Source organism: Plantibacter sp. Leaf1 (assembly GCF_001421315.1).
In the GTDB taxonomy this organism is placed as follows: Bacteria; Actinomycetota; Actinomycetes; order Actinomycetales; family Microbacteriaceae; genus Plantibacter.
Window position 1 is genome coordinate 720,958 of the sequence record NZ_LMJX01000002.1, and the last position, 25,208, is coordinate 746,165.

The 25,208-nt window shown below is 69.7% G+C and carries 23 protein-coding genes and 1 tRNA gene; 4 read left to right on the forward strand and 20 right to left on the reverse strand.

What is annotated here, in order from left to right; all coding sequences use genetic code 11:
- Positions 1 to 26 precede the first annotated feature (26 nt).
- Positions 27 to 3,671 carry a chromosome segregation SMC family protein gene (locus ASE44_RS05635; RefSeq protein ID WP_056778094.1) on the reverse strand — a complete coding sequence of 1,215 codons (3,645 nt, stop codon included), beginning with the start codon at positions 3,669 to 3,671 and terminating at the stop codon, positions 27 to 29.
- 149 nt (positions 3,672 to 3,820) lie between these two features.
- Here ASE44_RS05635 and ASE44_RS05640 point away from each other — a divergent pair, with 149 nt between their 5' ends.
- Positions 3,821 to 4,903 carry a GNAT family N-acetyltransferase gene (locus tag ASE44_RS05640; protein ID WP_056778098.1) on the forward strand — a complete coding sequence of 361 codons (1,083 nt, stop codon included), beginning with the start codon at positions 3,821 to 3,823 and terminating at the stop codon, positions 4,901 to 4,903.
- Positions 4,904 to 4,906: 3 nt separating this feature from the next.
- Here ASE44_RS05640 and mutM read toward each other — a convergent pair whose 3' ends face one another.
- The 6 genes from mutM to ASE44_RS05670 all read right to left on the reverse strand — a co-directional run bounded on the left by mutM (position 4,907) and on the right by ASE44_RS05670 (position 10,057).
- Positions 4,907 to 5,797, reverse strand: a complete 891-nt coding sequence (gene mutM / locus ASE44_RS05645) for a bifunctional DNA-formamidopyrimidine glycosylase/DNA-(apurinic or apyrimidinic site) lyase (RefSeq protein WP_056778101.1) — start codon at positions 5,795 to 5,797, stop codon at positions 4,907 to 4,909.
- Positions 5,781 to 6,437, reverse strand: coding sequence for a ribonuclease III (rnc, locus tag ASE44_RS05650; RefSeq protein WP_056011317.1), 657 nt, complete (start codon positions 6,435 to 6,437; stop codon positions 5,781 to 5,783). Before rnc ends, mutM begins: the two co-directional genes overlap by 17 nt.
- A gap of 112 nt (positions 6,438 to 6,549) precedes the next feature.
- A complete protein-coding gene (rpmF, locus tag ASE44_RS05655) occupies positions 6,550 to 6,759 on the reverse strand; it encodes a 50S ribosomal protein L32 (RefSeq protein WP_056006932.1) in 210 nt (69 codons plus the stop codon).
- A 3-nt stretch (positions 6,760 to 6,762) separates the two neighbouring features.
- A complete protein-coding gene (locus tag ASE44_RS05660; RefSeq protein WP_056006935.1) occupies positions 6,763 to 7,275 on the reverse strand; it encodes a DUF177 domain-containing protein in 513 nt (170 codons plus the stop codon).
- 111 nt (positions 7,276 to 7,386) lie between these two features.
- Positions 7,387 to 7,869, reverse strand: a complete 483-nt coding sequence (coaD, locus tag ASE44_RS05665; protein ID WP_056006938.1) for a pantetheine-phosphate adenylyltransferase — start codon at positions 7,867 to 7,869, stop codon at positions 7,387 to 7,389.
- A 19-nt stretch (positions 7,870 to 7,888) separates the two neighbouring features.
- Complete coding sequence (locus ASE44_RS05670) at positions 7,889 to 10,057, reverse strand: ATP-dependent DNA helicase RecG (protein WP_056778103.1); 2,169 nt, start codon at positions 10,055 to 10,057, stop codon at positions 7,889 to 7,891.
- A gap of 72 nt (positions 10,058 to 10,129) precedes the next feature.
- Between ASE44_RS05670 and rsmD the strand changes: the two genes are divergently transcribed.
- A complete protein-coding gene (rsmD, locus tag ASE44_RS05675) occupies positions 10,130 to 10,702 on the forward strand; it encodes a 16S rRNA (guanine(966)-N(2))-methyltransferase RsmD (RefSeq protein WP_056778106.1) in 573 nt (190 codons plus the stop codon).
- 31 nt (positions 10,703 to 10,733) lie between these two features.
- On the opposite strand, the gene thiL is transcribed toward rsmD, so the two are convergent.
- Complete coding sequence (gene thiL / locus ASE44_RS05680) at positions 10,734 to 11,750, reverse strand: thiamine-phosphate kinase (RefSeq protein ID WP_056778110.1); 1,017 nt, start codon at positions 11,748 to 11,750, stop codon at positions 10,734 to 10,736.
- Positions 11,751 to 11,775: 25 nt separating this feature from the next.
- Between thiL and ASE44_RS05685 the strand changes: the two genes are divergently transcribed.
- On the forward strand, positions 11,776 to 12,267 hold the full coding sequence (locus tag ASE44_RS05685; protein WP_056006950.1) for a DUF3515 family protein: 492 nt from the start codon (positions 11,776 to 11,778) through the stop codon (positions 12,265 to 12,267).
- Positions 12,268 to 12,301: 34 nt separating this feature from the next.
- Here ASE44_RS05685 and ASE44_RS05690 read toward each other — a convergent pair whose 3' ends face one another.
- The 11 genes from ASE44_RS05690 to ASE44_RS05740 form a co-directional block, all read right to left on the reverse strand.
- On the reverse strand, positions 12,302 to 13,393 hold the full coding sequence (locus ASE44_RS05690) for a D-alanine--D-alanine ligase family protein (protein ID WP_056778112.1): 1,092 nt from the start codon (positions 13,391 to 13,393) through the stop codon (positions 12,302 to 12,304).
- Entirely contained in the window at positions 13,290 to 14,435 is a 1,146-nt protein-coding gene (locus ASE44_RS05695) for an NAD(P)H-dependent glycerol-3-phosphate dehydrogenase (RefSeq protein ID WP_056778115.1), read from the reverse strand. The genes ASE44_RS05690 and ASE44_RS05695 overlap by 104 nt, the downstream gene beginning before the upstream one ends.
- Positions 14,425 to 15,165, reverse strand: coding sequence for a 1-acyl-sn-glycerol-3-phosphate acyltransferase (locus tag ASE44_RS05700; protein WP_056778116.1), 741 nt, complete (start codon positions 15,163 to 15,165; stop codon positions 14,425 to 14,427). Before ASE44_RS05700 ends, ASE44_RS05695 begins: the two co-directional genes overlap by 11 nt.
- 6 nt (positions 15,166 to 15,171) lie before the next feature.
- Positions 15,172 to 16,542: a UDP-N-acetylglucosamine 1-carboxyvinyltransferase gene (gene murA / locus ASE44_RS05705; RefSeq protein ID WP_056006959.1), complete on the reverse strand. Its 1,371-nt coding sequence runs from the start codon at positions 16,540 to 16,542 to the stop codon at positions 15,172 to 15,174.
- Between the two features lie 19 nt (positions 16,543 to 16,561).
- A complete protein-coding gene (gene leuD, locus ASE44_RS05710) occupies positions 16,562 to 17,158 on the reverse strand; it encodes a 3-isopropylmalate dehydratase small subunit (RefSeq protein ID WP_056778119.1) in 597 nt (198 codons plus the stop codon).
- Positions 17,158 to 18,654 (reverse strand): 3-isopropylmalate dehydratase large subunit, encoded by a 1,497-nt coding sequence (leuC, locus tag ASE44_RS05715; protein ID WP_056778120.1) that lies wholly within the window; start codon positions 18,652 to 18,654, stop codon positions 17,158 to 17,160. Before leuC ends, leuD begins: the two co-directional genes overlap by 1 nt.
- 180 nt (positions 18,655 to 18,834) lie before the next feature.
- Positions 18,835 to 19,977 (reverse strand): DUF4333 domain-containing protein, encoded by a 1,143-nt coding sequence (locus ASE44_RS05720; RefSeq protein WP_056778125.1) that lies wholly within the window; start codon positions 19,975 to 19,977, stop codon positions 18,835 to 18,837.
- A complete protein-coding gene (locus tag ASE44_RS05725; RefSeq protein ID WP_056778128.1) occupies positions 19,974 to 20,900 on the reverse strand; it encodes a hypothetical protein in 927 nt (308 codons plus the stop codon). The genes ASE44_RS05720 and ASE44_RS05725 overlap by 4 nt, the downstream gene beginning before the upstream one ends.
- Complete coding sequence (locus ASE44_RS05730; protein WP_056006974.1) at positions 20,897 to 21,952, reverse strand: serine protease; 1,056 nt, start codon at positions 21,950 to 21,952, stop codon at positions 20,897 to 20,899. Before ASE44_RS05730 ends, ASE44_RS05725 begins: the two co-directional genes overlap by 4 nt.
- Before the next feature lie 185 nt (positions 21,953 to 22,137).
- A tRNA-Glu gene (locus tag ASE44_RS05735) sits at positions 22,138 to 22,210 on the reverse strand.
- Between the two features lie 109 nt (positions 22,211 to 22,319).
- On the reverse strand, positions 22,320 to 23,216 hold the full coding sequence (locus ASE44_RS05740; RefSeq protein WP_235522622.1) for a diacylglycerol kinase family protein: 897 nt from the start codon (positions 23,214 to 23,216) through the stop codon (positions 22,320 to 22,322).
- An 89-nt stretch (positions 23,217 to 23,305) separates the two neighbouring features.
- Here ASE44_RS05740 and ASE44_RS05745 point away from each other — a divergent pair, with 89 nt between their 5' ends.
- A complete protein-coding gene (locus ASE44_RS05745) occupies positions 23,306 to 23,944 on the forward strand; it encodes an MBL fold metallo-hydrolase (RefSeq protein ID WP_056778133.1) in 639 nt (212 codons plus the stop codon).
- A gap of 10 nt (positions 23,945 to 23,954) precedes the next feature.
- Here ASE44_RS05745 and ASE44_RS05750 read toward each other — a convergent pair whose 3' ends face one another.
- Positions 23,955 to 25,049, reverse strand: coding sequence for an acyl-CoA desaturase (locus ASE44_RS05750; protein ID WP_056006983.1), 1,095 nt, complete (start codon positions 25,047 to 25,049; stop codon positions 23,955 to 23,957).
- Positions 25,050 to 25,208 lie beyond the last annotated feature (159 nt).

The window sequence follows — 25,208 nt, forward strand, 5'->3', positions numbered from 1 at the left end:
TGGTCCCGTCGCGGGACGGGGAACGATCAGCCGGCCCGTTCCTCGGCGACACGTTGACCGACCACGGCCGAAACGCCGTCCTGACGCATCGAGACGCCGTAGAGGGCGTCGGCGATCTCCATCGTGCGCTTCTGGTGCGTGATCACGATGAGCTGACTCGTCTGTCGGAGGTCCTCGAAGATGGTGAGGAGCCGCCCGAGGTTCGCGTCGTCGAGGGCCGCCTCGACCTCGTCCATGATGTAGAACGGGCTCGGTCGGGCTTTGAAGATGGCGATGAGCAGGGCCACAGCGGCGAGCGAGCGCTCCCCACCGGACAGGAGCGACAGGCGCTCGATCTTCTTGCCGGCGGGCTTCACCGACACCTCGATGCCCGTGGTGAGCATGTGGTCGGGGTCCGTGAGCGAGATGCTGCCGGTGCCGCCGGGGAATAGGATCGGGAACACCTCGGTGAACGCGGCTTCGGTGTCGGCGAACGCCGAGGCGAAGATCACCTCCATCTTCCCGTCGATGTCCTCGATGATCGACAGCAGGTCGGCGCGGGTGCTGGTGAGGTCGGCGAGCTGTTCGGTGAGGAAGCGGTGCCGTTGTTCGAGCGCGGCGAACTCCTCCAGGGCGAGCGGGTTGACCCGGCCGAGCTGCGCGTAGGTGCGCTCGGCGGCGGCGAGTCGTTTCTGCTGCTCGGCGCGGACGTACGGGGTCGTCGGCACCGCTGGCGCGTCGAGCTCCGACGTCTCGCCGGCGGGGCTCGCCTCCGCAGCCGCGTCCGCAGGAGCGTCCGTCGCCTCGCCGGAGGCGGCGGCGGCACCGGCGTCCTCGGGTTCCGGAGCCGTCCGGGCGGTGGCTCGCGGCGTCGGCGGGTCGACCGGCACGGGGACGTCCGGCCCGTACTCGGCGACGAGGATGTCCTCGACGAGTCCCAGCTCCGATCCGGCCCGCTCGAGGAGCCCGGACAGGTGCAGCTTCTTCTCGTAGATCTGGAGCTCGAGCCCGTGGACGCTCTCCGTGACGACCTGCAACCGTTGCCGGAGCGTGTGCTCCTCTCCACGCAGGCGCACGAGCTCGGCGTTCCGGCTGGATCTCGTCGCCTCGGCTTCCGCCAGGGCGACCCGCGCCTCGGTGACCGAGCGGTCGACCGAGTCGAGGACGGGTGGCAGCGCCTCGGTGACGGCGGTGGCCGCCGCCGCCTGCCGCGCCCGGATGACGGCCCGCCGTGCGGCCTCCTCCGCGGCTGCCTCGTCGGCCTGCCGCTGCCGTTCGAGGTTCGCGACCGCGAGCTCCTCCGCCCGGACGCGTTCACGTGCGGTCTCGAGGAGCAGGCGGTGCTGCACCTCGGCCTCTCGGGCCGCGTCGAGTTCGGCGGAGAGCGCGTCGCGGACCGTCACGTCGAGCAGCGGGCGTGGACGCGCCCGGGCGGTGTCGTGATCCTGCTTCGCGCGGTCGGCTGCCACGACGGCATCGGCGACGGCGGCGTCGGCGTTCGCCGCAGCCGCGAGGAGACGGTCGTGTTCCGCCTGGGCTGATTCGTACCGGACGGTCACCCGGTTGACCCGTTCGGCTTGCGAGGCGCGGTTGGCATCGAACTCGCGCAAGGCGTTGAGCGCGGCCTGCGCCGTCTGCTTCGCCTCCTGCAGGATCGTCCGCTGCTCACCCAGGGCGAAGCGTGCCCGTTCGATGAGTGACTCGACCTCGCCGTGTCGGTCGGCGGCCGCATCGCGTTCGGCCAGGAGTTCGATGCGACTCTGCGCGCCACCGCTCCCCCCACGCACGATGCTGTCGGTGACGACGGCGCCGTCCCTGGTCACGATCGTGAACGCCGTCAGCGCTGAGCCGAAGCGGTCGTACGCGTCGATCGCCTCGTCGAGGGAGTCGACGACGAGGACCGTCGCGAGGATCCCGAGGACACCGGGAGGCGCGTCCACCAGTTCGGCCGCCGAGGTGAACCCCGCCGGAGCGTCCGGCACCTCGCGGGTGCCGTCCGCGATGACGATCTCGACCCGGCCCAGCTCCCGGTCCGCGGCGTGGTCGAGCGCCCGACGGGCAGCGTGTCGATCGACCGCGACCGCCGCCTCGGCGAGCGTGCCGAGCGCTGCGGCCACGGCCGCCTCGTGGCCGGGCCGGACCTGCACGCGGTCCGCGACGATCCCGTCGATCCCGTCGAGGCCGCTGCCGGCGAGTTCGGCCGACCCGGTCTTGAGGTCGAGTGCGCGGGAGAGCGCGCTCGTCTTGGCACCGAGCGAATCGCGTTCGCGTTCGAGCGCATGCAGCTGTTCGCGCAGGCGCTCGATCTCGCCCTCTGCGGCGGTCGCACCGCGCTGAGCCGCCTCGTAGGCGTCGTCGAGGCCGGAGTCGGCGGCGTCCGCGAGGGTCGGGTCGTCTCCGAGCGCTTCGACCTCCAGCCGGGCGGCGTCCAGACGGAGGACCGCCGCGTCGATGGCGTTCTGCTGACGCAGGGCCTCGCCGCGGACCGCGGCCAACTTGGACGAGGCGGCGTCCACGGCACCGGCGAGTTTCGACAACTCCAGGTCGTGTCGTGACACGAGGGCGCTCTGCGCGGCGATCTCGACGTCCACCGCGTCGAGCGCGGCGCGCTGCTCGGCGGTGGTCGCCTGCGCCTGTCGCAGGGCGAGTTCCGCTTCGACGACCGCCGCGCGAAGCCCGTCGATCTCCGCGGTGGCGTCGGCGACCATCTGTCTCGTGATCCGTGGTTCGGCAGCGACCTCGTCGGTCGCGGGTCCGAGCAACGCGAGCCGCTGATTGGCGAGCGTGTAGAGGTTCCGGAGCCGTTCCTGCACGCTCTCGAGCTCGAAGGTGATCCGTCGCGCGTCGTCGACCGCATCGCCCAGTTGCGTCTGCTCGATCCGGCGGATCCGCGACTCCGCCTGCTCCAACTGCTCCTGGAGCACGAGGCGCTCGCTGTGCCGTTCGCTCTCCGACCGGTTGTGCTCGTCGAGCGAGCGCCGGAGCCCGACGACGTCGTCGGCGAGGATCCTGGCGCGGGCGTCGCGCACGACCGCCGCGATCGTCTGTGCCTCCCGTGCGATCTCCGCTTGGCGTCCGAGCGGCTTCAGCTGCCGCCGGATCTCCCCGGCGAGGTCGCTCAACCGGGTGAGGTTGGTCTGCATCGCCTCGAGCTTCCGGAGGGTCTTCTCCTTGCGGCGACGATGCTTGAGGATCCCAGCGGCCTCCTCGATGAAGCCGCGCCGCTCCTCGGGCGTCGCACGGAGGACGGCGTCGAGCTGTCCCTGGCCGACGATGACGTGCATCTCGCGACCCAGGCCGGAGTCGCTGAGCAGCTCTTGGACGTCCAGCAACCGACAGGTGTCGCCGTTGATGGCGTACTCGCTGCCGCCGTTCCGGAACAGGGTCCGGCTGATCGTCACCTCGGTGTACTCGATGGGCAGGGCACCGTCGCTGTTGTCGATGGTGAGCGTGACCTCGGCCCGTCCGAGCGGTCCCCTCGTCGACGTGCCGGCGAAGATGACGTCCTCCATCTTGCCGCCGCGGAGGGTCTTCACCCCCTGCTCCCCCATGACCCAGGCGAGTGCGTCGACGACGTTCGACTTGCCGGAACCGTTCGGGCCGACGACGCAGGTGACGCCTTGCTCGAACGCGAAGGTGGTGGGGTGCGCGAAGGACTTGAACCCTTTGAGCGTCAGGCTCTTCAGGTACACGCGCACCTCCTCTCCCGCGTCGCGGATGCTGTGGACTACGGTAGCGAATCCGCCGACGGGCGAGGGACACCACGCGGTGCGGGCCGTCCGGGGCGGTCGTAGCATGGACCGCATCACCCAGGACGGTCTGGCGTGGGAGGGAGGCGACGATGCGCGTCACGATCGACGACGTGGAGATCCCGGCATCCGGGAGCTCGGCCGTGTTCGATGCGGTCCAAGAGGTCGCGAACACGCTCGAAGCGGAGATCTGGTCCACCGACGACTTCTCCCTGACCTCCACCATGACCCTTCCCGAGTACCGCGACCAGCGGTTCCAGCGACGCGTCCTGCTCGCCGCCGTCCTCGACGGCCGTGTGGTCGGTCGCGGCTGGCTCGGGTACGGCACCGAGGGCGACGCGGCGACCGCCTCCCTGGACGTCGGCGTCCTTCCCGAGGCGCGTCGTCGAGGGATCGGCACGGCTCTCCAGCTGGACCTCGAGCGGCGGGCCCTCGCCGCCGGCCGCCAGACGGTGACGGCGTTCACGCAGCACGCCGTCGACGACATCCCGTCCGACGAACCGCTCCTCGGCGCGAGCGTCGGCGAACGGGCGATCCCCGCGAACTCCGCGGCCAGCCGGTTCATGCTCGATCGCGGATACGCCCTCGCTCAGGTCGAGCGGACCAACCGCTGCGACCTCGCCACGACGCTCGGGAAGCTGCCGGACATCGTCGCGACGTCGACCGCGCGAGCCGGACACGCGTACCGCCTCGTGCACTGGGTGGACCGCACCCCTGATGAGCTGCTCAGCTCGCTCGCGACTGCCCGCGAACACATGGCGACCGACATCCCGGCCGCCGATCTGGAACTCGACCCAGAGGTCTGGACGCCCGATCGCGTCCGCGCCCGCGAGGATCAGCTGGCGGCGGCGGGCGACCACGCGATCGTCGTCGCCGCCGTCCACCGCGACAGCGGCGCGGTCGCCGGGTACAGCGAGCTCGTCCTCGGCGAGGGCAAGGTGCACGCGGAGCAGTGGGACACGCTCGTCCTCGCCGCCCACCGAGGGCACGGCCTCGGGCTCTGGATGAAAGCGGCGAACCTCCTCGCGCTCGCGGAGCGGGCACCGGAGCGGTCGAGGATCTACACCTGGAACGCCGATGAGAACGAACACATGCTCGCGATCAACGACCGACTCGGGTTCCGCATCGTCGGCTACTCGGGCCAATGGCAGCGCCGGCTCCCCCGCGACGCCTGAGCGTCACGTCCGGCGTTGGCAGACCGGACAGCGGTGCGATCCGCGGTTCATGAACTGTTCGCGCACGATGAACGTCCCACAGCGCGCGCACGGCTTCCCCTGCCGGCCGTAGGCGTTGAGGCTGTGGGCGAAGTACCCGGCCTGCCCGTTGACGTTCACGTACTGGGCGTCGAAGCTCGTGCCGCCCTCCGCCAGCGCCTTCGCGAGGACCTGCCGCACCTCGTCGAGCAGGCGCGCAGCGCGCGGACGGCTCAACCGGGCGGTCTCCTGCTCGGGATGGATGCGCGCCGCCCAGAGCGACTCGTCCGCGTAGATGTTGCCGATCCCGCTGACGAGGGTCTGGTCGAGGAGCGCCCGCTTCACCCCGGTCCGTTTCTCGCGCAGCCGTCGGAGGAAGACGGCGTCGTCGAAGGCGGGGTCCATCGGGTCGCGGGCGATGTGCGAGACCTGATCCGGCACCAGTGCGACGTCGTCACCGAACCCTCCGGCAGCACCGTCCAGCGTGGGGACGAGCGCCGTCACGGCCATGGACCCGAAGATCCGCTGATCGACGAAGTGGAGCCAGAGTTCCCCGTGTTCGGGATGCTCCAGCTGCAGTCGGATCCGCAGGAGTCGGTCGGCGTCGTCGCCCGGCGACCGCAGCAGCATCTGTCCGCTCATCCCCAGGTGGCCGACGATCGCCTCCTGGTCGTCGAGGGGGAACCACAGGAACTTCCCGCGTCGGACCGCCGAGCGGATCGTCCGCCCCGTCAACCGTGCCGTGAAGTCGGCGACACCGCTCGCGTGGCGGCGCAGGGAGCGTTCGTCGAAGACCTCGACGCCGGCGATGGTCGACCCACTGACGGCGGGCTCGAGGCCGGCGCGGACGACCTCGACCTCAGGGAGTTCCGGCACTGATCCTCGACCAGGCTTCCAGGGCGGCCGCCATCTCGGCGTGCTTCTTGCTCGTGCCGGAGCCCGTCGCGGTGACGGCGGTGCCGACCGTGACCGTCGCGACGAACCGACGGTTGTGGTCGGGACCGGAGCTGGCGATCTCGTACACGGGTGCCGGAGCACCGATCGCGGCGGCGGCCTCCTGCAGGCTCGTCTTCGGGTCCATCGCGGCCCCGAAGCGTTCGGGGTTCTCGAGCAACGGCGTCACCAGGCGCAGGACGAGCGCCGTGGCCGCGTCAGGACCGGCGGACAGGTAGGTCGCGCCGATGACGGCCTCCATCGTGTCGGCCAGGATGGACGCCTTGTCTCGGCCCCCGGTCTGGTCCTCGCCCTTGCCGAGCTTGATGCGCTCGCCCAGGCCGATCGAGCGGGCGACCTCGGCGAGCGCGATCGTCGACACGAGACTGGCCCGTCGCTTCGCGAGCTGGCCTTCGTCGAGGTGGGGGAAGTCACGGTAGAGCATCACCGTGACGGCCTGCCCGAGGATGGAGTCGCCGAGAAACTCCAGGCGCTCGTTGTGCGGGAGCCCACCGTGCTCGTACGCGTACGAGCGGTGGGTCAGCGCGAGGTCGAGGAGCTCGTAGGAGACATCGACATCCAGCTGCCGGGCACAAGCGACGACACCGGGGTCGGGCTCCGAGAAGGAGCCGACCCCGGTGTGGTCGGAATGGTTCGTGTTCACGCTGTTCGAACGCGGACGTTCAACAGAGCGATCAGACGTCTGCGACCTTGCGGCCCTTGTACTCGAGGTAGAGGGCGGTGCCCTGCGAGTCCTCGACGACCTTGGCGCGGTGCGGCAGGCTGTACGTGACGCGGCCGTTCTCCACCGTCTTCACGAGCGTCGGCACGGCGGCCTTCCACTGCGAGCGACGCGAGCGGGTGTTCGAGCGCGAGACCTTCCGCTTCGGGGGGTTTCCAGCCATGATCTATCTCTCTTCTGTGTCTGCAGCCGCGCCCGGGGCGCTGCTGGCGTCTGTGTCAAGTTCGGAGTCTGAGGACAAGCCCGCGAGCGCAGACCAGCGAGGATCTGCGACGTCTTGGGGGTGTCGTTCCGGACGTTCGGCCAACCGCTCACCGGTCTCGGGATCGAGTCCGGGGCAATCCGGCTGGCACACCGGCTGAAACGGTAATGCGAGAACTACCGCATCTCTGACCAGAGGTTCAAGATCCACGTGGTCGTCGTGAACCTCGAAGTCAGACGCTTCCGAATCAGGATACGCGAAAAGTTCCTGAATCTCGACTTCGACGGGCAGTTCGATGTCGCGGAGGCACCGACCGCACTCGCCGGTCGCCGTCGCATCGACGTCCACGGTGACGAGGATGCCCTCGTGCACGGACTCGAGACGGACCTGCTCGGAGAGCGTCGTGCCCTCCTGGACGGCGACGAGACCCTCGCCCCATCGCTCGGCGAGCACCACCTCGAGGTCGTGCTCACGCATCTCCCCAGGACGGTTCACCAGATCGCGCACGTTGACGCTGAACGGGGAGTTGTTGGTTCTCTTTCTAGCCACGATCGACGATTCTACGCCGAACGCGACCGAGGAGCCGCCCTAGCCCTCCTGCAGGAAGGAGGCCACGACCGGCGGAACGTACGGGCTGACGTCGCCACCGAGTGCGGCGACCTGCCTGACCAGCGAGCTCGAGACGTGGGCGTGCGCCGGGTCCGGGAGGAGGAAGACCGTCTCCACGCCGGCGAGGCTGCGGTTCATGATGGCCATAGGCGTCTCGTAGGCGACGTCGACCTGTGACCGGATGCCCTTGACGAGCACGCTCGCGCCGACGTCGGTGCAGTAGTCCACCAGCAGACCGACGTTCCACTGCGCCACCACGATGTTGTCCGGCAGGCCACCGTCCGTGATGGAGCGTTCGAGGAGCGACACGCGCTGCGGCATCGGCAGCAGTGCGGACTTGTCGGGGTTGTGCACGACGAGGACGTGGAGTTCGTCGAAGATCCGCGCCGCCCGCTCGATGACATCCAGGTGCCCCAGGGTGACGGGGTCGAACGATCCGGGGACGACGGCGATCCGCTTCATGGAGCCAGCCTAGCCGTGCTCAGTTCTTGGCGAGGGCGGCGCGGTCGGATTCGTCGAGGCGTCGGCGCAGGGCCTCCGCCAGGGCGGGGTGGTCGGCGAGGTCCGGATCCGAGGCGAGGAGCTCGGCCGCATCGGCCCGAGCTTCGATGATGACCTCACTGTCGTGCACCACCCGCAGCAGCTTGAGGGATGACCGACCACCGGACTGCGTGCTGCCGAGGACGTCGCCCTCGCGCCGCAGTTCGAGGTCGACCTGCGCGAGGTCGAAGCCGTCGAGCGTCGCCGCCACGGCGTCGACCCGCTCGCGGGCGGTGCTCTCCATCTCGGCCGCGGTGACGAGCAGACAGAGGCCCGGCACACCACCTCGCCCCACCCGGCCGCGCAGCTGGTGCAGCTGTGAGACGCCGAAGCGGTCCGCGTCGAGGACGACCATCGTCGAGGCGTTCGGGACGTCGACACCGACCTCGATGACGGTGGTCGCCACCAGGACGTCGATGTCGCCCGCCGCGAAGGCGCGCATCGTCCGGTCCTTCTCCTCGGCGCTCATACGACCGTGCAGGACCTCGATCCGTCGGGCGGCGAGCAGCGGGTGCCGCCGGAGCTCCTCGACCGTCGTCAGGACGGAGGCGACCGGGCGTGCCGGATCGACGTCCTCCTCGAGGGGCTCCCCCGGTTCGACCTCCTTGGCGTCGATCGCCGGACACACCACGAACCCCTGCCGCCCCTGGGCGAGTTCCTCCGCCAGTCGCTCCCATACGCGCGAGATCCAGCGTGGGTGGTCCGCGAGGGCCACCACGAAGCTCTCGATGCCCTGGCGCCCCTGCGGCAGCTCCTTGATCATGCTGACGTCGAGATCACCGAAGACGGTCATGGCGACCGTGCGTGGGATCGGCGTCGCCGTCAGCACGAGCACGTGCGGCGGGGTACGCCCCTTCTGGCGGAGCTGATCGCGTTGCTCCACGCCGAATCGGTGCTGTTCGTCGACGACCACCAAGCCCAGGTCGGCGAAGCTGACGGCATCACCCAGCAACGCGTGCGTCCCGATCACGATGCGAGCCTGGCCGGCGACGATGCGGAGCAGTGCTCGTTTGCGTTCGGCCGTCGGCAGCTGCCCGGTGAGCAGGGTCGGCATGAGTTCCGCCGCGAGGTCCGGGCCGAGGGATCGGACGATCGACCGCAGGTGCTGGGCCGCCAGGACCTCCGTGGGCGCCAGGAGCACGGATTGTCCTCCGCTGTCGGCCACCGCCGCCATGGCCCGCAGCGCGACCAGGGTCTTCCCCGAGCCCACCTCGCCCTGGACGAGGCGGTTCATGGGATGGCGCTGCGCGAGGTCGGCGGCGATCTCCGCTCCGACCGTCTGCTGGTCGCCGGTCAGCTCGAACGGCAGCGCCGCGTCGAGCCGGGTCAGATACCCGCCGGCTCGGGGTGTGCGCGGCTCGGCCGCGAGGGCTCTGGTCGCCGCGCGCTGTTGGAGGAGCGCCGTCTGCAGCAGATACGCCTCCTGGTAGCGGAGGCTGCGGCGCCCCCGCTGCCAGTCGCGGTCCACGGCAGGACGGTGCACCGCGCGGATGGCGGCATCGAAGGACAGCTCGCTCCTCGCCGACCGGACGGACCGCGGAACGGGATCCTCCTGGGGCGGCAACGCGTCGAGGACGAGCTCGACGGACTGTTTCAGGTTCCAGCTCGTGATGGTGCTCGTCGCCGGATAGATCGGGATGGGCGCCTCGGACCACGCCTTCGCCTGCGCATCGGCGAGCGCCGGTGCTTCGGCGTCGTCGGGGAAGAGCTGGTATTGCGGATGTGCGAGTTGGTAGCTGCCGCGGTAGTCGCCGACCTTGCCGGCGAAGATGCCACGGAGTCCCGGTCGGAGCTCGTTCGCCCGCCACTTCTGGTTGAAGAAGGTGAGGTTGAGTCGGCCCTGGCCGTCGGAGATGACCACCTCGAGGATGGAGCCCTTGCGCTGCTTCATCTCCCGGTCGCGGACCTCGACCACGTCGGCGACGATCGTGACGTCCTCGCCGAGCGGCAGCTGCCCGATGGCCGTCAGCTCGCCGCGTCTCGCGTAGCGACGGGGGTAGTGCTCGAGCAGGTCGCCGACGGTCTCGACGCCGAACGCCTTCTGCAGTGCCGTGGCCGTGCGCCCACCGAGGACGCCCCCGAGCTTCGTGCCCAGCTCGATCCCCGTCATGCCCTCGATTCTATTCGGCACCTCGGACACCGACGGTTCGCCTCGTCCCGTGCGGCCTGCGAGGATGGAGCCATGGCCGGCATCAGGATCATCTCGGGTTTCGCCGGATCACGCACGATCCGGGTTCCGGGCAGCGGGACACGACCCACGAGTGATCGTGTCCGCGAAGCGCTCTTCTCAGCACTGGAGGCCCGCGACGTCATCGCCGGGGCCGAGGTGCTCGACCTCTACGCCGGATCAGGCTCCCTCGGACTCGAGTGCGCGAGTCGGGGCGCGACCGTGGTGACCTTGGTCGACCGGTCGTCCGAGGCCGCGAAGCTGTGCCGCGACAACGCCAGGATCGTGACGGCGGCGGCCCCTCGTGGCGCGGCGCCCCGGATCACGGTGCAGGCCAAGGCGGTCGGCGCCTATCTCGCGGGGGCGACGGTCCCGTCCGACCTCGTGTTCATCGATCCGCCCTACGACCTGCCCGAGGCCGAGCTCACCGCCAACCTGGCGGCGCTCGTCGGCCTCGTGGCGGATGACGGCCTGATCCTCGTGGAACGCAGCTCCCGGTCGCCGGAACCCACGCTCCCCGCCGAGCTCGAGGTGTTGCGGAAGAGCACCTACGGCGAGACCCTCATCTGGTGGATCGCTCCGGCCTGATCTGTCCCACCGAGGCCGTCGACGCCGCACGTCAGCCGGCGGCGTCGTCCCAGTCTCGGTACGGGTCCCACCCCGCGTCGCCGTCGTAGAGCCTGCCGTCCACGAGGACACCGGCTCCCGACCGCACCGTGCCGATGGCGCGGAACCCGTCGGGGACACCGCCCGCCGCGGGGAACGTCGCCAGCAGCGCGTGGTCCTCTCCACCGGAGAGGGCGAGCACGGCGTCGGCGCCCAGCGCGTCGCCCCGGAGGTCGATCGCGACACCACTCGCCCGAGCGAGACGCCCGGCGTCCAGCGCGAGGCCGTCGGAGAGGTCGAGCATCGCCGTGGCTCCCCCGACGGCCGCGACGACGCCGGCACCGATCGGTGGGCGCGGGGCCAACTGCGCCTCGACCAGGGCCCGATGCTCCACCCGTAGCGCGGCCGCCGCCTCGGCCGACGGGACCCCCGCCTCGTCGACCCCTCGGTCGAACAGCAGCCGGAGGCCGGCCGCCGCCGCTCCCAGCTCACCGGCGACCGCGACGGTGTCACCGACCTGCGCGCCATCCCGACGGACAGGAGCTCTCCCCTCCAGGTCCCCGAACGCCGTCACCGCGATCATGAACACGTCCGAGACGGCCAGATCACCACCGACGACGCCACACCCCGGCGCGAGGGCGGAGCAGGCGTCGCGGAGGCCCTCGGCGAACCCGTCGAGGACGGCGACCGGCAGGTGCTTCGGCATCGCCAACGCCACCACGAGGGCCGTCGGCCTGGCACCCATGGCGGCGACATCGGCGAGGTTGCTGGCCGCGGCCTTCCAGCCCAGATCGTGTCCGGTCGACCACGCGAGCCGGAAGTCCGGGCCGTGGATCATCGTGTCCGTCGTCACGACGAACCGACCGTCCGGCGCCTGCACGACCGCTGCGTCATCGCCTGGCCCGAGGAGTTCGGCCTCCGCGTGCGGCAGACGGGGGAAGATCCGTTCCAGCAGCTCCCCCTCGGCCAGGTCACCGACGGACGTCCCGTGCATCGCACCACCGCCGGAGGCACTCCCAGACTCGTTCATGGGATCAACGGTAGCCTGGTGTGCGATGTCCCCGACCCGCGCCCTCCTGGCCACCGCCCTCGCTGCGGTCGCCGCCCTCGCCCTCGCCGGCTGTGCCCCCGCCGTCGCACTCGAACCAGCCGACGACGCGAACAACCCGCAGTGCGCCGAGGTGACCGTGCGCCTCCCCGACGTGGTGGCCGAGCTGCCGGAACGCACGACCGACGCGCAGGCCACCGGCGCCTGGGGCGACCCGTCAGCCGTCCTCCTGCACTGCGGCGTCGCCATCCCCGGCCCCACCACCCAGCAGTGCCAGTCCGTGAACGGGGTCGACTGGATCATCGACGACAGCGACGCGCCGCGCTACCGCTTCACGACCTTCGGCCGCACCCCCGCGGTCGAGATCGTGCTCGACGGTGACGCCGTCGCCAGCAGCACCGTGCTCGCCGACCTCGCGCCGGCCGTCTCGGTCCTGCCCATCACGGGCAAGTGCACCGCCCTCGGCGACGCCGAGCTGCCGATCCCCACTGACGGCTGACGCCGACGGCTGACGCCTGAGGGCACCCGTCTGGTCACGACCGGGCGCGCGCGACCTCGATCAATTCGGTGATGAGTTCCGGATAGCTGAGCCCCGAGGCGAGCCAGCAACTCGGGAACATCGAGATCGGCGTGAAGCCGGGCATGGTGTTCACCTCGTTGACGACGAAGCCGTCGGCGGTCAGGAAGAAGTCGACCCGTGCGAGCCCGGCGCATCCGAGGGCGTCGAACGACCGCCTCGCGAGGTCCTGCATCTCGGCGAGTTGCGCGTCGGGGATGTCGGCAGGGCAGACCAGCTCGATGCCGGGGGCGTCCAGGTACTTGGCCGCGAAGTCGTAGAAGTCCCGTCCGGTGACGACGACCTCGCCGGCGACGGACACCCGCGGAGCAGTGCCGGGCAGCGACTCGAGGACGGCGCACTCGACCTCGCGCCCGACGAGGCCGGTCTCGACGAGCACCGTCGAGTCCTCGGCGAGGGCGACCTCGATCGCGGCGGCGAACGCCTCGGGCGAGGACACCTTCGAGACACCGACACTCGATCCGGCGCGAGCCGGCTTCACGAAGGCCGGGAGCCCCAGGGAACCGAGTGACGACAGGACCTGCTCCGGTGCGGACGCCCACTCGTAGGCGGAGAACCGGACCCAGGGGGCGACGGCGATCCCTGCGGCTTCGAGCACGGTCTTCGTGAAGTGCTTGTCCATCCCGAGCGACGACGCCAACACCCCCGACCCGACGTACGGCAGGTCGACGAGCTCCAGCATCCCCTGCACGGTCCCGTCCTCGCCGAACCGGCCGTGGAGGATCGGGAACACGATGTCGATCGGTCCGAGCGTCGACTCGACACCGTCGGGGCCGACCACGGTCAACTCCCGGGAGCCGATCCGATCAGGCCACCGCACGGCGGGACGCGAGGCGTCGACCTCCGGAAGGTGCTCAGGATCGAGCGCGTACCGGCTCGGGTCGTCGACCTCGAGGACGTAGGACCCGTCGTGGGCTATGCCGACCGGGTAGACGTCGTATCGTTCACGGTCGATCGCCGCGAGGACGCCGCCCGCCGTTGCGCAGCTGATCGAGTGCTCGCTTGAACGGCCTCCAAAGAGCACCACCACTCCGGTCTTGTGCGTCATCGTTGCTTCTCTCCCCCTGGGGTTCGTCGTCGTCGGTCGTCAAGTGTGGTGCGATGTCCTTCGGGTCGAGCGTGCCGTCGAGCACCTGCTTGACCTGTTCGACGATGGGCATCGCGACACCCTTCGCGCGGGCCAGTTCGAGGACCGGAGCGACGGAGGCGAGCCCCTCGGCCGTCTGCTGCATCTGCTTGACGACATCGTCGAACTGATACCCCTGCCCGAGCAGTCGGCCCGCCGTGTTGTTGCGGGACAACGGGGACTGGCAGGTGGCGATGAGGTCGCCGAGCCCGGCCAGGCCCGACAGGGTCTCGGGCTGGGCGCCGTGGGCGACCGCGAAGTCGGTCATCTCCACCAGCCCTCGCGTGATGATGGACGCCTTCGTGTTCTCGCCGTAGCCGACGCCGTCGACGATGCCGATCGCCACGGCGATGAGGTTCTTCAGGACCCCACCGAACTCGGTCCCGATCACGTCGGTGTTCACGAAACTGCGGAAATACCGGTTGCGCGCCAGGAGTGCGACCGTCTGCGCGGTCTCGAGGCTCTCCGAGGAGATGACCGCCGCGGTCGGCTGCTCACGGGCGATCTCGAGGGCGAGGTTCGGACCGGAGGCGACGGCGATGCGCGAGGGGTCGATGTCGAGCGTCTCCCGGATGACCTCGCTCATGCGCGAGCCGCTGCGTCGCTCCACACCCTTCATGAGCGACACCACGATGGTGCCCTCCTCGAGGTGCGGGCGCAGCGCGATGAGGTTGTCGCGCAGGGACTGACTCGGAACCGACAGGAACACCACCGCAGCCCCGCGCACGGCGTCGACCATGCTCGCCGTGGCCGTCATGCGCATCGGCAGGTTGATGCCCGGCAGGTAGTCGCTGTTGCGCTTCGCCTCGGTGATCTCACGGGCGAGCTCGGGTCGTCTGGCCCACATGACCACGTCGGACCCACCGTCCGCGAGGATCTTACCGAAGGTCGTGCCCCAGCTGCCCGCTCCGAGGACCGCGACCTTCGTGGCGGCCGGCGTCGCCGGAACGTTCCTAGGACTCAAAGCGGCCCGTCTCCTTCTGCTGGTGTTTGGAGGGGTCCCAGCGCTCCGTGGGAGCCTGGGCACCGCGGAGTTCCTCGCAGAGGGCGGTGATGGCCCGCATGACGACCTCGGTCGCCTCGTTCAGCGTCTTCGAGTCTAGCGGCCGGCCCGCGAACGCCGAGAGGTCCACCGGCTCACCGATGGCGACGTCGACCCGTTTCCGCAACGGGAAGACCCGCAGCTTGCCGTACCGCGGCATGACCTCCTGCGTACCCCAGTGCGCCGCGGGGATGATCGGCAGGCCGTGGGTGAGGGCGATCCGCGCCGCGCCCGTGCGTCCGCGCATGGGCCACAGCCCCGGGTCACGGGTGAGCGACCCCTCCGGGTACACGATGACGCCTTGACCGCGACGGGCGAGGTGCGCCGCGGCGCTCACCGGATCCATGCCCCTGGCCGAACCCTCGCGCTGCACCGGGATCTGCCCCGACCGGCTCAGGAGCCACCCGACGACCGGCACGCGGAACAGGCTGCCCTTGGCCATGAAGCGAGGTTGCCTGCCGAGCCGCCAGACGGCGGCGCCCATGATCAACGGGTCGAACTCGCTGTCGTGGTTGGGCGACAGGATGAAGGCACCCTCCTGTGGCAGTCGTTCACCGTGCCGGATCCGCAGCTTGACGAGGGCGCTGAACGGCGGGATCGCTATCGACGACAACAGCCAGTAGATCGACGGTCTCGACCGCTCCACCCCCACAGCGGACTACTTCGTTTCGAGGACGAAGTCAGCACCGAGCTGCTGGAGCTTGACGATGAAGTTCTCGTACCCGCGGCTGATGATGCCGACGTTGCTGACCGTGGACTTCCCCTCGGCCGTCAGCGCCGCGATGAGGTGGCTGAAGCCACCGCGGAGGTCGGGGACCTCGATGTCGGCGCCGTGCAGCGGCGTCGGTCCGTTGATGACGGCGGCCTGCTCGAGGTTGCGACGAGGCACCCGACGAGGCGTGCCGGACAGTCCGTTCGGGTGCACGACGATGTTCGCGCCCATCGTGTTGAGCGCGTCCGTGAAACCGAAGCGGTTCTCGTACACGGTCTCGTGGACGATGGACTCACCCTTCGCCTGCGTGAGCGCCACGATCAACGGCTGCTGCCAGTCCGTCATGAATCCGGGGTGCACGTCGGTCTCGATGACGACGGGCTTGAGCTCCTCCTTACGGTAGAAGCGGATGCCGTCGTCGGTGATGTCGAATCCGCCGCCCGCCTTCCGGAAGATGTTCAGGAACGTCATCATGTCCTGCTGCTTCGCGCCGCCGACGAACACGTCGCCGTCGGTGGCCAGTGCCGCCGAGGCCCAGCTGGCGGCCTCGTTGCGGTCGCCGATCGCCGTGTGGTCGTAGCCCTCGAGCTTGTCCACGCCCTCGATGAGGATGACGCGGTTGGGCTCGTAGGAGATGATCGCGCCCATCTTCTGGAGGACCGCGATGAGATCCATGATCTCGGGTTCGATCGCGGCGCCCTTGAGCTCCGTCGTGCCCTTCGCACGGACCGCGGTGAGGAGCACCTGCTCCGTCGCGCCGACGCTCGGGTACGGCAGGTGCACCGTCGTCCCGTGGAGACCGTTCGGAGCCGAGAGCCGGATGCCCTGCGGGAGCTTCTCGACGACCGCGCCGAACTTCCGGAGCGCGTCGAGGTGGAAGTCGATCGGACGGTCGCCGATGCGGCAGCCGCCGAGGTCCGGGATGAAGGCTGCTCCGAGGCGGTGCAGCAGCGGGCCGCAGAACAGGATCGGGATCCGCGAGAAGCCGGCGTGTGCGTCGATCTCCTCCATGTGCGCGGACTCGACGTTCGTCGGGTCGAGGCGGAGCTCGTTGGGGTTCTCCCCCTCGGTGACGTCGACGCCGTGGATCTCGAGCAGCGACCGGACGACCCGGACGTCGCTGATGTTCGGCACGTTGCGCAGGACGCTGACGTTCTCCCCGAGCAGCGACGCCACCATGGCCTTGGTCACGAGGTTCTTGGCACCCTTGACCTCGATCCGGCCGGTGAGCGGGATGCCGCCGTTGATCGTGATGCGGTCGACATCGAGTCCGACCGACGAGCCTGCCGCCTGTGACGCCTGGACGAGTGAATTCAAACCGGTACCTACTGCCTTGCTACTTGACGGGAATGGTGCGGGGCAGCCAGTTGGGCCGCCGGGCTTCGAATGCGGTGATGTGCTCCTCGCTGCGGAGCGTCAGCCCGATGTCATCGAGTCCTTCGATGAGCCGCCACCGAGTGTAATCGTCGACCTCGAACGAAACCGTGAGATCGCCGACCGTGATGGTGCGGTCGATGAGGTTCACCACCGAGTCAGCGCCCGGGGACGCCTCGATCGCCGCCCAGAGCTGTTCCAGCTCCTCCTCGGTGACCTGGGCCGCCAGCAGCCCCTGCTTCCCCGAGTTGCCGCGGAAGATGTCGCCGAAGCGCGACGACACGACGACGGTGAACCCGAAGTCGCGGAGCGCCCACACGGCGTGCTCGCGCGACGAGCCCGTCCCGAAGTCGTGCCCGGCGACGAGGATGCTCGCGCCCTGGTAGGCCGGCTGGTTGAGCACGAAGTCCGGGTCCTGTCGCCACCCGGCGAAGAGCGCGTCCTCGAAGCCCGTCTTCGTGACGCGCTTCAGGTAGACGGCGGGGATGATCTGGTCGGTGTCGACGTTGGAGCGGCGCAACGGTGCTGCGATGCCGGTGACGGTCGTGAACTTGTCCATCAGGCGTGCACGCCTTCCTGCTCGGTCGCCGCGTGTCTGCCGGGGCCGACCTCCAGGTCGGCGGGGCTGGAGAGCGTTCCGCGGATGGCGGTGGCGGCGGCGACGAGCGGCGAGACGAGGTGCGTCCGACCGCCCTTGCCCTGACGACCCTCGAAGTTGCGGTTGGAGGTGGACGCACAGCGTTCGCCCGGGGCGAGTTGATCGGGGTTCATGCCGAGGCACATGGAGCACCCGGCGAAGCGCCACTCCGCACCGAAATCGGTGATGATCTTGTCGAGGCCCTCGGCCTCCGCCTCGATCCGCACCCGAGCTGACCCGGGGACCACCATGACCCGCACGCCCTCAGCCTTCGTGCGGCCTTCGATGATGGACGCGAAGGCCCGGAGGTCTTCGATGCGGCTGTTCGTGCAGGAACCCATGAAGACGGCGTCGACCGGGATGTCCTTCATCGGCGTGCCGGCTTCGAGGGCCATGTACTCCAGGGCGCGCTCGGCGGCCGACCGTTCGTTCGGGTCCGCGATGGCGGCGGGGTCCGGCACGTTCTCGCTCAGCGAGACGCCCTGTCCGGGGTTGGTGCCCCAGGTGACGAACGGCTCGAGGGTGTCGGCGTCGAGGAAGACCTCGGCGTCGAAGGCGGCACCCTCATCGGTCGCGAGGGTGTCCCAGTACGCGACGGCCTCGTCCCAGTCGGCTCCGGTCGGCGCATGCGGGCGACCCTGCAGGTAGTCGTAGGTGGTCTGGTCGGGGGCGACCATGCCGGCACGTGCTCCAGCTTCGATCGACATGTTGCAGATCGTCATGCGCCCCTCCATCGAGAGCGCACGGATCGCGGAACCGCGGTACTCGAGCACGTACCCCTGCCCGCCGCCGGTGCCGATCTTCGCGATCACGGCGAGGATGATGTCCTTCGCGGTGACGCCCGGACGCAAGGTGCCCTCGACGGTGATCGCCATGGTCTTGAACGGCTTCAGCGGAAGGGTCTGGGTCGCCATGACGTGCTCGACCTCGCTCGTGCCGATACCGAAGGCCATCGCGCCGAACGCGCCGTGCGTCGAGGTGTGCGAATCGCCGCAGACGACCGTGATCCCCGGCATGGTGAGGCCGAGCTGCGGGCCGACGACGTGCACGATGCCCTGATCGAGGTCGCCGAGCGAGTGGATGCGGACGCCGAACTCTGCAGCGTTCCGCCGCAGCGTCTCGATCTGCGTGCGGCTCGTGAGGTCGGCGATCGGCTTGTCGATCGCGAGCGTCGGGGTGTTGTGGTCTTCGGTCGCGATCGTGAGGTCCACGCGGCGGAGCGGGCGATCGGCCAGGCGCAGCCCGTCGAACGCCTGCGGGCTCGTCACCTCGTGGACGAGGTGCAGGTCGATGTAGATGAGGTCGGGCGTGCCGTCCTCGCCCTTGACGACGAGATGGTCGTCCCAGACCTTCTCGGCCAGCGTCCGCGGGTGCTCGGGGATGCTCGGGATGGACGGATCGGCGTTCAGCTGCGACATGTCGTGGAATTCCTTCAAACGATGAGTGGACAGGCGTCAGCGACCTCCGCGACGAGGGAGCCTGGGTCTAGGCCTCGTCGCGGCACGGAAGGAGGAGCAGCCCGGACAGCATGGGCCCAGCGTACCACCCTGCACACGCCCGGCCTGGCCCTGGAGCCGGGCCACCGACGCCCCGATCCCCTACTTCGGAGCGTCGACCCCGACGCGGTACTGCCCCTGATCGTTGATGACCTCGACGGCCACCGGGTAGCTCTTCGCGTTGTAGGAGAAGGTGCACTCGAACTGCGTCCCGGTCGTGGCCGGCTGGTCGCTCGGGCACTCCACCTTCTCGACGTCGGCCAACCCGAAGTCCTGCTTGAGCACCTCGGCCACGCCGGTCTGCACCGCCCCGCGGTCGAGCATCGGGGTGAACAGGCGGCCGACCGACAGCAGGGTGAGCGGAACCGCGATGAGCGACGCGGCCACGGCACCGATGACGACACCGGTCCAGAGTTTGCGGCCGAGCGGCTTGCGCGGCGCTTTCGGCGTCGAGGCGGACTGCTGGGCCGGGCCGCCGTACTCGGGGCCCGGACGGAACGGGCCCGTGGATGGACCGGGCTGCTGCTGCCCGGGTCGCTGAGACGGCCCCTGCTGCTGCGGACCCTGTGGCTGGCCTCCCGGGAACGGAGCGCCCGGGTGCTGGGCCTGTCCCGGCCCGAAGGGCTGGGGTCCGGGAGGACGCCCCTGACCGAACGGCTGGTTGCCCTGCTGGCCGTTCGGCGCGCCCGTCGGACGAGCCTGAGGTCCTCCGTGAGGCTGGTTGGGCAGCGGCGGCTGCTGGCCCTGGCCGGACTGACCGTAGGGCGCCGGAGGACGGAATCCGTCCGGGCCCTGCTGCTGTCCCTGAGCCGGCGGCCGACCAGCGGGCGCGCCCGACGGCGGCCCCTGCTGAGGCCACGGCCGCCCGGCCGCGTCGGGTGCGGCCTGCTGACCCTGGTTCGTCTGCGAAGAGCCGGTGGGCTGCTGCCCCGGGGCGCCGTTCGGCCGCCCGTTCGGGTACGACGGCGATCCGGACGCCGAGCTGTTCCCGGGCGTGCCGTTCTGGGCGGGGCCGCCCTGGGACGGACCGCCCTGACCGTTCTGCGTGGGTCCGGCCTGGGACGGACCGTGCTGGCTGTTCTGCGCGGTGCCGTTCGTCGGCGGCGTCTGCAGCTGCGGGCTTCCCGGTCCGAACTCCAGGCGCGGTGCGTTCGGGTCGGGGAACCCGGGTGGCTGCTGGTCCGGTCGCAGCGGTCCGCCGACCGGGGGTCTTCCGAGGTTCTCGGGCTTCTGATCGTCGGTCATTTCCGCAACTCCTCGATCCGATCCCAGAACGCGGCCTGATCGGCCGCCGGGATCACCGTCGTGTCGAATCCTGATGGTGACGTCGGCAGGTCCTCGAGGGTCGACGTCCCCGACACCTCGAAGCCGGCTTGCAGCTGCAGCGGCGTGTCGCCGTCGACCGTTCCGCTCAGCTCCATCTTCACGAGCCCGCCCTCCGCGTTCTGGAAGATCGTGACGGGCAACTGCGTCGCCAGCTCATCCTCGCTGAACGAGGAGACGACATCGTCCGGCAGGTCGAAGAGCGTCCCCACCGCCAGCACGCTCTCGAGGGTCGCGCTCGTCGAGATCTGCGAGGACCCGTCGTTGCGCATCGAGACGACGACGCTGCTCGGCACCCCCTCCTTGGCGCTGCGGGTCGCTTCGACCGCCGTGTAGATGTCGCACGCGATCGAGATCCCGGGGAAGACGCACGCGGGCCCGAGCGAACCCTCCGTGTCCTCGTCCGCCGTGTACTGCGTATCGACGGCCACCCACTCCGTCGGGGCGAGTTCTTTGAGCTCGCCACCCAGGAGGAGCAGGTCGTAGTTGCGGCCTGCCTCGTGGTAGATGTCGACCGTGTTGCCGTCGGCCGAACCCTTGTCCTGGCTGAACGAGGCGGTCGGGTCACCGAACAGGACCACCGAGTCGTTCTCATGCGACTCGAGGTCGCCGGAGACGGCGTGCACGTAAGCAGACCCGATGACGTCCGGCGCCTGCCCGATCTGGGCGGCGAGGAGTTCGAACCTGGCCTCGGCGAGATCCTGCATGTAGCTCTGTTGGGCGGCGGCGTCGGGGAACGCCGAGCCTGGCGTCGTGCACGCGGTCAAGGCGAGGGCGGCCCCGCCGGCGATGACGAGGAGGCGGATTACCCCAGGGCGCCGCGTCGTCTGCAGGTGGGCGGTCACGATCCCTCCGCCAGAGCGTCGTTGTAGAGCGTGAGCGCCCGCTGGCCGAGGACCGGGCCCTCGAGCCAGGATCCGTCGCCGCGGGAGGTGACGGAGGTGACGTACCCGGCGCCGGTGGCGGGGTCGAGTCTGGTGAGCCAGCCGCCGCCCGAACATCCTGGCGTCATGAGGCAGTCGACCCGGTAGCCCGCGTACCCCTTGGTGGCCGCCTGGCTCGCGCAGTACCGCTGCGACTGGCCGTCGAACGGAGCGGCGGACGGGTACCCGATCACGGTGATGCCCTCCGGTGGGGTTCCGAAGGAGATGCCCTGACCGCCGGTGACCTCCTGGATCTTCTGACCCGACGCGTTCGGAGCGAGCCGGATGAAGGCGAAGTCGTACGCCCAGCCGTTCCCGCTCGTCGCGCCGCTGGCGTCGGAGGTCGCCTCACTGGTGAACTCGTCGGGGACGTAGGTGCTGACACCCGCCCACTGGCCGTACGGCTGGGTCTGACCGTTGGCCGCGTCGGCCGGGATGAAGATGATGTTCTCGGCGAGCTGCTTGCCGTACGTGTCCCACACGCAGTGGCCCGCGGTCAGCACGAGGTCCATGGTCGGCGCGTTGACGACGCTCGCGGAGCAGACGTAGGTGGCGCCACCGATGGAGAAGTAGAGGCGCCCCTGCGTCGCTGCGGCGAGCCCCGTCGCCGGGTAGGGGTCACCGGCGGCGGTCGGCGCGATGGCCTTGACGTCGACGTCGGGGCCGACACCGGTGCTCGGGTGGACGACCACGCCGGTCGCCTGGTCGCCCGTGAGGGTGTCCTCGCCCGGCTTGAGGTCAGGTGCCTTCGCGCCACCGAACTTGTCGTCGGTCCAGTAGTCGTTGACCTCCTGCGGGCTCGCGTCGAAGTCCTTGCGCAGGGTGTCGTCCGTCCCGCCGGCGACGTCGATGACGGGGCCGGCCTCACCCGCGACGGGCTCCCCCGTGACCGGGATGGAACATCCCGTCAGCAGGGCGGCGAGGATCAGGACGGCGGCTGTCGCCGGAGCGCGGCGCTTCTGCTTCACGATCACCCGGCCAAGCTAGCACGCAGCAACGTCCCAGGAGATCGGTGCGAACCCTGCCGTCGCCGGGCATCGCCCAGAAACGTCGGACGACACCGCCGCGAACCGGGCATCTCGAGGGAGGCCCTCGACCCCACGACGAAGAAGCCCCGCTCCCTGTAGACACAGGAGAACGGGGCTTCTTTTCGGTGTTGTGACCCCAACGGGATTTGAACCCGTGCTGCCGCCGTGAGAGGGCGGTGTCCTAGGCCGCTAAACGATGGGGCCGTAAGCAACGGATATGAGTATGCCATACGATTTCGAGCCGTACAAATCGACGCCCTGACAGGCCTCCGGCGGGCGTGTCGGCACCCCTCCCGGCTGTGTCGCCGCGGCCTCAGGCGAGGACTCGGAGCGCCCCCGGCACCACCTCGACCACGACCGGGAGGGGTCCGATCCGTTCCCCGTCCGCGTACGCCGAGATGTCCGCCGCTCCGATCGACACGGAACGGACCCGCGACAGCCGGACGATGTCGAGTTCGGTGTGCGCGCCGGAGAACACCTTCGGGAAGAGGCGGAGGAACCGCGACCGCGACACCGGCGCGACGACGAAGAGGTCGAATCGCCCGTCGGCGAGGTCGGCCTGCGGGGCGATCAACATGCCGCCTCCGATCGAGGTGTTGTTCGCCACGGCGAGGAGCACCGCCTCCACCGACTCGGCCACACCGTCGACCACCAAGTCGTACCGGCGGGGTCGCAAAGCGATGAGCTCTCGGAGGATCGCGATGGTGTAGCGACTGCGACCGCGCGGACGCCGCATCCGGTTCGCCCGCTCGTTCACCAGCGCATCGAACCCTGCAGACACGGCTCCGACGAACCAGGTCGTGCGATCCCCGACCGTCGCGGTGCCCGCATCGATGGTGCGCGGCTCCCGATCCAGCGCCCGCACCAGCAGGTCGATGGCCGCCGCGGGGTCGTCCAACGGGATGCCGAGGCCTCTGGCGATGTCGTTCCCCGTACCGGAGGGGACGACGCCGAACGGCAGCCCGGAGTCCCGCACCGCCTCGACCGCCAGACTCACCATCCCGTCACCGCCGACGACGACGAGCGCGTCCAGGCCGGTGTCGATCGCGGCACGCACCGAGACCCGGAGTCCCTCGACGTCGTCCTCCTGCAGGTGGACCGTCCGGTGGCCGGCGGTGTGGAGCGCGTCGAGCACCATCGGGCCGACCGCTCGGGTCGCGCCGAAGGACGCGGACGGGTTGATGGCGACGCCGATGCGTCGTTGCTGCATGGTCACGTGCCGATTCTGACAGGAGCGGGGCCGAGCGAGGCCCGACGGACCGGCTTGCCCTGGATGCCGGGACGGTATTCACTCGTCGTATGAGACTGACGAAGTTCGAACACGCAGCATTCCTCCTCGAGACCGACGGCGCCAAGCTCGTCGTGGACCCCGGGTCGTTCACGGCACCGATCGCGGACGTCGACCACGTCGTGGCGGTCCTGATCACGCACCTCCACCCCGACCACTGGACCGGGGAGCACCTGGATCGCATCCTCGCGGCGAGTCCCGGGGCCGTCGTGTACGGCCCTGCCGGTGTGGCCGCCGCGGCAGAGGGATACGACGTCACCGTCGTCGCACCGGGCGACGTGGTCGAGGTCGGACCGTTCGCGCTCCGGTTCTTCGGCGGCACCCACGCGGTCATCCACCCGTCGATCCCCGTCATCGACAACGTCGGCGTCCTCATCAACGACCGGGTCTACTACCCCGGGGACTCCTTCGCCGTGCCGGAGGGGGTCGAGGTCGACGTCCTCGCCGCACCGGCCGGGGCCCCCTGGATGAAGATCTCCGAGGGGATGGACTTCGTCACGGCCGTCGCGCCGAAGCGTGCGTTCGGGACGCACGAGATGGTGTTGTCCGGCGCGGGGCAGAGCATGTCACACGATCGCCTGCGATGGGCGACCGAGCAGGGCGGCGGAAGCTACTTCGCCCTCGCCCCGCTCGACACCCTCGAGATCTGACCGCCGACGACTACCGGCGGCGGAAGTTCGCCGCCGCCGGGCAGTCGAACGGGTCGCGGGCCGAGAGACCCACGCGGTTCAAGTACTCGATGACGATCGCGTAGGACTGCAACAGCGTGGTCTCGGTGTACGGGACCTGCTGGGTCTCGCAGTGCTCCCGCACGATGACACGGGCGCGGGCGAGAGCCGGCCGGGGCATGCTCGGGAACAGGTGGTGCTCGATCTGGTAGTTCAGGCCGCCCATGAAGGTGGCCATGCCGAATCCACGGACGTTGCGCGAGGTCAACACCTGCTTGCGGAGGAAGTCGAGCTTCATGTCGGCGGGGATGATCGGCATGCCCTTGTGGTTCGGGGCGAAGGACGCTCCCATGTAGACGCCGAAGACGGCGAGTTGGACACCGAGGAACGCGAACGCCATGCCCAGCGGCAGGAAGAGGAAGATCGCTGCGAGGTACAGGCCGACGCGAGCGACGATCATGCTGATCTCCGCGACCCGACCGTCGACCTTGCCCGGCCCGAAGAGGGTCTTGAAGGACAGCGCGTGCAGGTTGATGCCCTCGAGCATGAGAAGCGGGAAGAAGAGGTACCCCTGCTTCCGGGTGATGAGCGCCTGGAGGCCCTTGGCCTTCGCCGCGTCCTCTTCGATGAAGGAGATCGTGTCGATCTCGATGTCGGGGTCCTTGGTCACCTGGTTCGGGTTCGCGTGGTGCCGCGTGTGCTTCGTCATCCACCAGGAGTAGCTGATGCCGACGATCCCGGCGGCGAGGAACCGGCCGGCGCGGTCGTTCGCACGACCGGACTCGAACACCTGACGGTGCGAAGCCTCATGGGCGAGGAACGCGAACTGGGTCAGGATGATGCCGAGCGCTCCGGCGATGAGGAGCTGGAACCATGACTCGCGCAGCAGGATGAACCCGGTCACGCAGCCGAGGAGCGCGATCACGAGGAACGAGAACGTGAGGATGTAGAACATGCGGTGGCGGCGCAGCAGTCCCGCTTCACGAACCGTCTTCAACAGCGACGAGTATGAGCTGGTGACGTTCGCAGCGCCGGGCTTGCGGGGGCTCGTGGCACGAACCGGGCCGAGGATGGCTTCAGTTGACATGGGCACTCCGGAGGAATCGTGTCGACTTCCCAGCCGGGGGCGATGAGCGGACGCTCGGTCGAGCGGAAGCTCTGCAGATGGCCTCAGCCTACGGTCGACGGCTGGGGAATCACCTCACATCTCGGTATCCGCACAGGTTCCCCACGTCGAGACGGGCGA

Bases quoted from the DNA above. Each gene is read 5' to 3' on its own strand.
- ASE44_RS05670 (WP_056778103.1), bottom strand. From the start codon at position 10,057: ATGACGGGGATCGAGCTGGGCACGAAGCTCGGGGGCGTCCTCGGTGGG.
- leuC (WP_056778120.1), bottom strand. From the start codon at position 18,654: ATGTCGCAGCTGAACGCCGATCCGTCCATCCCGAGCATCCCCGAGCAC.
- rsmD (WP_056778106.1), top strand. From the start codon at position 10,130: ATGGCCGGCATCAGGATCATCTCGGGTTTCGCCGGATCACGCACGATC.
- ASE44_RS05685 (WP_056006950.1), top strand. From the start codon at position 11,776: ATGTCCCCGACCCGCGCCCTCCTGGCCACCGCCCTCGCTGCGGTCGCC.
- ASE44_RS05750 (WP_056006983.1), bottom strand. From the start codon at position 25,049: ATGTCAACTGAAGCCATCCTCGGCCCGGTTCGTGCCACGAGCCCCCGC.
- thiL (WP_056778110.1), bottom strand. From the start codon at position 11,750: ATGAACGAGTCTGGGAGTGCCTCCGGCGGTGGTGCGATGCACGGGACG.
- ASE44_RS05640 (WP_056778098.1), top strand. From the start codon at position 3,821: ATGCGCGTCACGATCGACGACGTGGAGATCCCGGCATCCGGGAGCTCG.
- ASE44_RS05745 (WP_056778133.1), top strand. From the start codon at position 23,306: ATGAGACTGACGAAGTTCGAACACGCAGCATTCCTCCTCGAGACCGAC.
- ASE44_RS05660 (WP_056006935.1), bottom strand. From the start codon at position 7,275: ATGCGTGAGCACGACCTCGAGGTGGTGCTCGCCGAGCGATGGGGCGAG.
- coaD (WP_056006938.1), bottom strand. From the start codon at position 7,869: ATGAAGCGGATCGCCGTCGTCCCCGGATCGTTCGACCCCGTCACCCTG.
- rpmF (WP_056006932.1), bottom strand. From the start codon at position 6,759: ATGGCTGGAAACCCCCCGAAGCGGAAGGTCTCGCGCTCGAACACCCGC.
- ASE44_RS05740 (WP_235522622.1), bottom strand. From the start codon at position 23,216: ATGCAGCAACGACGCATCGGCGTCGCCATCAACCCGTCCGCGTCCTTC.
- ASE44_RS05720 (WP_056778125.1), bottom strand. From the start codon at position 19,977: ATGACCGACGATCAGAAGCCCGAGAACCTCGGAAGACCCCCGGTCGGC.
- ASE44_RS05690 (WP_056778112.1), bottom strand. From the start codon at position 13,393: ATGACGCACAAGACCGGAGTGGTGGTGCTCTTTGGAGGCCGTTCAAGC.
- leuD (WP_056778119.1), bottom strand. From the start codon at position 17,158: ATGGACAAGTTCACGACCGTCACCGGCATCGCAGCACCGTTGCGCCGC.